Below are 1,389 nucleotides of genomic sequence, written 5' to 3' on the forward strand. Positions count from 1 at the left end.
AGCCACCCCCGCACGGCGCTCGTCTCCGAGGCGTCGCGGCGCGAGCCCACCGGCCGGGTCCTGCCCGAGGCGCTCCTCCGCGCCGTCCCCGACCGCGCCGCCACCGCGCTCCTGCGGGGCTGGCTGCGGGCCACCAGCGACCGCACGACGGGCCAGCGGACAGCGGGCCAGCGGACAGCGGGCCGGCGGACGGCGGACGACCGGGCGGCGTGAGGGCGCGACGTCGGGCGGCGCCTCAGGGGGCGGGGACGAGCGAGACCGTCTCCCCGCGCTGGACGAGGCGCAGCTCGCCGGGCAGGCGGCGGCGCCGCCACTCGTCGACGAAGTGCCCGAGCGAGGAGCGGAAGACCGTGTAGTCGTCGTAGTGCACGGGGACGGTGACGCCGGGCGCGAGCATCTGGACGACGTCGGCGCCCTGGCGGGCGTCCATCGTCACGAGCAGCCCGAGCACGCGCGTGCCGCCCAGGTGGAGGACGGCCGCGTCGAGCGGTCCGTGGCGCTCGACGACCTCGTGCAGGAAGGGCCGACGGAGGGTGTCGCCGCTGACCCAGAGCCGGTGGACGAGCGCGGGCTCCGCGCCGCCCTCGCCGTGGAGGAGCTCGTAGACGGTGCCCATGACCTCGGGCAGGACCCGTGCCACCGGCCCCGGCCCGTGCGTGCCCGGCGTCGAGGTGATGCGCAGCGTCCAGGCGTCGCGCCGCAGCACGGTCGTCTCCCACGTCGCCAGCCCGCGCGCCGCGGAGAAGCCCCAGCGCTGCAGGCGCTCGGCGGCCTGCCCGGTGGTGAGGACGGGCAGCTCGCGCGCGAGACCGCGCCGGGCGACCCGGTCGAAGTGGTCACCGTGGAGGTGGCTGAGCACGACGCCGTCGAGCGCGGGCAGCTCGTCGACCCTCATCGCCGGCTCGGACAGGCGCTTGCTGACGAGCCCGTACCCGAGCCAGGCGCGCTGGCCGCGGTGGAGGAAGTTCGGGTCCGTCAGCAGCGTGAAGGGTCCCAGCCGCAGGACGGCCGTCGCCGTCCCGACGAAGTGGGCGGTCGCGACCGGCGCCGCCCCGCGCGGGTCGGGGTCGGAGGTCGTCACCGTCGGACCTCCCCGCCGCGGCCCGCCGGGACCGGGGCACCGGCTCGCCCCCCGTCGTGCCGGGCGTCTGCGGTGCCGTGCCGTCGCGCAGCCATCTGGGTGCTCCTCGCGGGCGCACGGGACGCGCCGCCGTCTCCAGCGCTGATCCCGTCGGACGGCCCACGGTGCGCCCGCGGGGCGGACCCGGCAAGCGGACCCGCCCCGCGGCGCCCCCCGCTGCGCCTCCGTGGCGCCCCGTGGCGCCTCCGTGACGCCTCCGTGGCGCCCCGACGCGGGCCGGCTCAGCGCGCGCCGGTGAGCACCGCGGT

Annotated in this window: 2 protein-coding genes; one reads left to right on the forward strand and one right to left on the reverse strand. The window is 78.7% G+C overall.

The annotated features are described in order from the left end of the window. Nucleotides 1-213, forward strand: a 213-nt coding sequence (locus HLB09_RS17165) for a hypothetical protein (RefSeq protein ID WP_171204498.1), incomplete at its 5' end; no start/stop codon positions are given. Nucleotides 214-235: 22 nt separating this feature from the next. Here the strand turns inward: HLB09_RS17165 and HLB09_RS17170 are convergent. Then, nucleotides 236-1,081, reverse strand: a complete 846-nt coding sequence (locus HLB09_RS17170; RefSeq protein ID WP_171204499.1) for an MBL fold metallo-hydrolase — start codon at nt 1,079-1,081, stop codon at nt 236-238. Between the last annotated feature and the right edge of the window lie 308 nt (nt 1,082-1,389).

Origin of the sequence: Pseudokineococcus marinus (genome assembly GCF_013004605.1) — a bacterium.
In the GTDB taxonomy this organism is placed as follows: Bacteria; Actinomycetota; Actinomycetes; order Actinomycetales; family Quadrisphaeraceae; genus Pseudokineococcus; species Pseudokineococcus marinus.